This is a genomic window from Thermoflexus sp. (genome assembly GCF_025055495.1).
Lineage (GTDB): Bacteria > Chloroflexota > Anaerolineae > Thermoflexales > Thermoflexaceae > Thermoflexus.
In genome coordinates, this window is record NZ_JANWXB010000377.1 from 1 (window position 1) to 4,316 (window position 4,316).

Sequence of the window (4,316 nt, forward strand, 5' to 3'; positions counted from 1 at the left end):
CCTGCAGCGCGAAGATCCCGGCCGCCAGCATCATCCCCAGGATTACCGCGACCGCCGCCAGCAGCCCGTAGGCGGCCGGCCGCCAGCGCCGCCGGCCATAGTGGTCATACGTCAGATACTCGTAAAACGCCTTCCAGATCCCCATGAGCATACTCGCCTCCTGTCATCGAGGACTTTCCTAGCGGCCCAACATCCTATCCCCTAATCCTGTCTCTCCAGACCGACCGCCCAGACGCCGGTTCAGCGGTCCGAGTCCGGGCGCAGCCAGTAGGCAAGCCCCGGCAGCACAATCCGGTTGCCGTCCGGCCAGCTCACCACCCACGTGGCGTATTCATCGGCCATCGGCGAGACGTCATACACCAGCAAAAAGCGTCCGTCCGGTGAGAAATCCGCCCGGTCCAGTATCGCGTTCACCCGCTCTTCCTGCGGGATCAAAACTCGAGGTTGGCCCCCCTGTAGATCCAGGATGAACATCTCCACCGAAATCAGCGGCGGCACCTCCTCTGGCCCCCACTCCTTGTCCCACTTCATTGCGGCCAGGGCTGCGGTGTTCCCCTCCAAAAGCCAGACGAGGACATCCACCCAGCACTTGGCACAATCCTCGACTCGCCCATAGAACGCATTCGGAACCTCAAAATCCACCTTCGATTCGCCAACCGACAGCGGACATCGGAGGACGGGGGCATCGATCGGCCCTTGGCATATCTGCCGGTATTCCCGACGATCCTCAGGCGGAGGGGGAAGCGGGATCCAACACTCGATCGGCAAACGATCCAGCCCGGACGACGGGCGCACGCAGGCATACCACTCGCTGTCGCGTGGCTGCAGAACGGCCTCGCAACCACGCTCACGGCAAGGCTCGGGCATCTCGAAGGGACCGATCCACTGTCGGCCATCGGTGAACCAGAGCCAGGGCTCTAGGGCCCATTCCATCTCGTCCATCGGCCGAAACACGAGCCAGTTCGGAGCCAACGTTAGCCCCTCCGGCATGGGCCGGGGCCGGAAATGACTGGGAGGGACGGGGGTGTCAGTTGGCCGCCGGACAGGAGTAGGCGTGGGGAGACGAGGAGTGAGCGCACGGCGCTTTACGGTTGAGGAGGGCGTCGGCCGGGGTTCAGTCGGCGTTACCGTGAACGCCCTGAAAGGGGTTGGAAAGGACGACGTTGGGGAGGACGCTGGCTCCTGAGGCGAGGGGGAGGCGCCTGGAACTCCGCACGCCAGCGATAAGGCCACTATAGCTCCCAGCATGTGCTGCACGAACTTCCCAGGCATGTCTATCGCTCCTTGCGGCGGATGCTCACAAACCACCACTGTGGATCATCTCGAACCTGTTCATCGATTGCCTCCAGAAAATCCTCCCAGCGATATCGCTCGGCGCGGTTATTGAAGGGATTGTTCACCACCACGAAACGCTGGCCGTCGCGCTCCTCCAGCCGGTTGATGGCCACCCAATGCGGCACCCCTGATTCCTGCCAAGGGCGCAGGCGACCCCCCGGCGGCAGCGATTCCCTCACATCCCCATCCGAGAACCGCAGGTCGGTTCCAGGAACCCGATTGGGAATAGGACCTTCCCGGTAGTTGGAGCCTGTGGAGTTCACTAGAGCGATCACATCCTCCCCCCGCTCCATCCGCGCCTTCAGATGTTCCCAGACCCACTCTGGCTGGCGATCCCCTTGTGGCGTCCAAAACCGCTCCGCCTCCACCTCGAATTCACGGGCGACCGCGATCAGATCCTCCGGGCTCGTCGTGACAAGAGCCCGATCCACGTATTTGTCCTTCTCTATCTGCTCGACGAACATCCCTGCCGAGGCATTCGCCTCCGGCGAGCGGTTGAGCCGCAGATCCTCGGTCAAGTTCCTGATCACCCGCATGCGGAACTCGGGGTGGGCCGATAGCGCCTTGCCGATGACGGCCTGGACAGGGATCGGGGTTTGGGTCTGTCGGCTGAGCGCCATGCTCAGCGCCACCCAGCCGCAGGCCAAGTTGTATCCGATGTCGACCTCCGAGGATAACGCCTGAATCTTCGCCTTGAGCCGCTGTTTTTCCTGTTCAGAGACGCCCAAGGTGTCAATAAACCCAATCCAATCCCATCGGATCGACTCGATCGGAATGCGCACATCGAACTGCGAAGACAGCCGCTGGCCGTCCGGTCCGATCGCCAAGGGAAGCGTCGGAAGCTGGATGCCTCGTAGAAACTCCGCGGGAAGAAGGGAGGCTGCTTCCCGAAAGGCGGCTTCCAGGCGCGCCAGGGCTTGCTCCAGCGTCTGCGCCAGCGCCTCCACCCGCTCGCCCACCCGGCGCCAGCGCTGCTGCCCGGCCGCCACCGCCTCCGCAAATTCCCGGCCTGGCACCGCCCGAACGGTCTCCGCCAAGGCCTGGGCGGTCTGTATCGCCACTTGGCAACGCTCGTCCCATGCCTTGCGCCATGCCCGCAGGTGCCGGATGTCTTCCTGCACTCGGTTGAGGTTCACGCGCAGCTCGGATGCCATTTCCACGCCTCCTTCCCTGCTTGAGTTATTGGGCGCGCGATAAGGGCTGAGGGCTCTGTGCCCGCGAGAACAAAGCCTGGAGATCCATCGGCCGCCCCCCCGAAGCACGGTGTCCGCCCTCTCGGAGGGAACCGACAGATGTGGGGATTCCGCGGGGACGGGGCGCTTCGTCCCTGTCTTGCGAGGCAAGATCCTTCACGGGATCAGGGGCTCCAACCCTGTGCACCCTGGGTTGGCACACACTACCCCCTGTCCCTCCCGCACCGCGATGGGGATCCGCAGCCAGCAGGCACCCCTCCAGATCACCACATTGGTGGGGAAGGTGCCCTCCGGCCCCCGAATGATCCCCCGCCGCGGGTGCAGGCCGCTGTAGGCGAGCCCGAAATCCCGCAGATCCAGGATCTTGTCCTTCTTCTCCCCCTCCTTCCATCGCTTCCGCGCCACATACGTCTCCGTCACCCACGCGCCGGGAATCTGCCGTCCGTTCACGATGATGTAGCAGCCACTCCGCACAGCCCCGCTCGACGTCGGTCGGCAGACCGTTCGGGTGTCGGGAACGTCCTCCACCACCTTCGTCTCCAGCCGGAACCGCACATACCACCACCGCTGGAAGTAGCCCGGGAAGGCTGGAAGCACCATGCCCCCGAACCGGATGTTCCGGGTCTGTCTGGTCGCCGGGTGGGAGGCGTAGGGGAAGCTCAGGGCGACCTCCTCCCCGGGCGGCAACTGGACCGAGAGGTTCCGGGAAGGATACAACAGCAAACCCGGCGCCAGGACCGGGTTGAGGGCGGCATCGTAGCTGGGGGCTGACCACAGCTGCGCCCGAAGACAGGTGGTGCCAGCGGGGACATCGTGCCTCATCAGGTCCTCTTCGCTCATGCCGCACGGGAACACCGAAGTAGACCCCGGCCCCTGATCTCCCCCCCACGTCCACAGCCGCCACTCCGAGTCGGCGTAGGTGGGGTAGTCCCCGTGCTTGTTCCCGAGGGCGGGGGGAATCCAGCGGATGCGGAAGGTGGGATGGAAGATACCGAAGATGTCCTCGCGAGCGACAAAGCCCACCGGATAGGGCCGGGCCTGGAACTCGTGCGGGGGGGCTGTCACCCGCAGGACGATCCGATGGCCATAGAAATCCCGCAGCTCGCAGTGCCCGCTGTTGTCGGAGAACCCCGACCCCGGCACGCAATACTTCCAAAACGTCCCCGCCCCGCCGCAGGGGACCTGCCGCGCGCCGATGGGCTCCGACCGCACCACGTTCCCCGAACAGTCCATGTAGTAGGTCATGAGATAGCAGACATCTCCACCGGCCGGCACCAGCACAGTCACCGGGGACACTCCCTCGCACCGCCACTCTCCTCCGTCACCCTTGTTGCCTCCGTCCTTGCCATTGCGGTGCTCGTAATCATCGCGGCATTGAGCCGGATTTGCTTCACAACTCGGCTCCTCGTCGGCAAAGATCACACTGACGCCGGGAGCACCGAAGGCCAACGCCGCCCCGAGCAGGATCAGGCCCAGTATCACCAGACGCCGAAAGATCCTCATCGCCTTTTTCCTCCTTCTTTGTTGGAGTTATGGCCCCACTTTCATCGGCTTCCCCAGTGTCCATTCCTTCGGGTTGATCCGTTCTGGCAAGATCTCCTTCATCCCAAAAACCTCCGCCAGCTCCGACCGCCGGAACCCCCGTATCCCATACGTCTCCCACATCCAGCTCCCGTCCTCGGGAACCGTGTGGAACATTCGCACATAGATCGCCCGGTAGTCGCCCGTCACCCAGCGCTTCCCCTGGGCGTCATACAGCACCTCATCCACCCGACGCATTACCTGCCC

General features: G+C 64.0%; 4 protein-coding genes. All 4 read right to left on the reverse strand.

Going from position 1 to position 4,316, the window contains the following annotated elements; genetic code table 11:
- Positions 1-240: 240 nt before the first annotated feature.
- The gene (locus NZM16_RS12190; protein ID WP_295480610.1) at positions 241-972 is read right to left on the reverse strand and encodes a hypothetical protein; all 732 of its coding nucleotides are present in this window, start codon (positions 970-972) and stop codon (positions 241-243) included.
- 302 nt (positions 973-1,274) lie between these two features.
- Entirely contained in the window at positions 1,275-2,489 is a 1,215-nt protein-coding gene (locus NZM16_RS12195; RefSeq protein WP_295480612.1) for a hypothetical protein, read from the reverse strand.
- 195 nt (positions 2,490-2,684) lie between these two features.
- Positions 2,685-4,031, reverse strand: a complete 1,347-nt coding sequence (locus NZM16_RS12200) for a hypothetical protein (RefSeq protein ID WP_295480614.1) — start codon at positions 4,029-4,031, stop codon at positions 2,685-2,687.
- Positions 4,032-4,058: 27 nt separating this feature from the next.
- The coding region (locus NZM16_RS12205) for a hypothetical protein (protein ID WP_295480616.1) at positions 4,059-4,316 on the reverse strand (258 nt) is incomplete at its 5' end.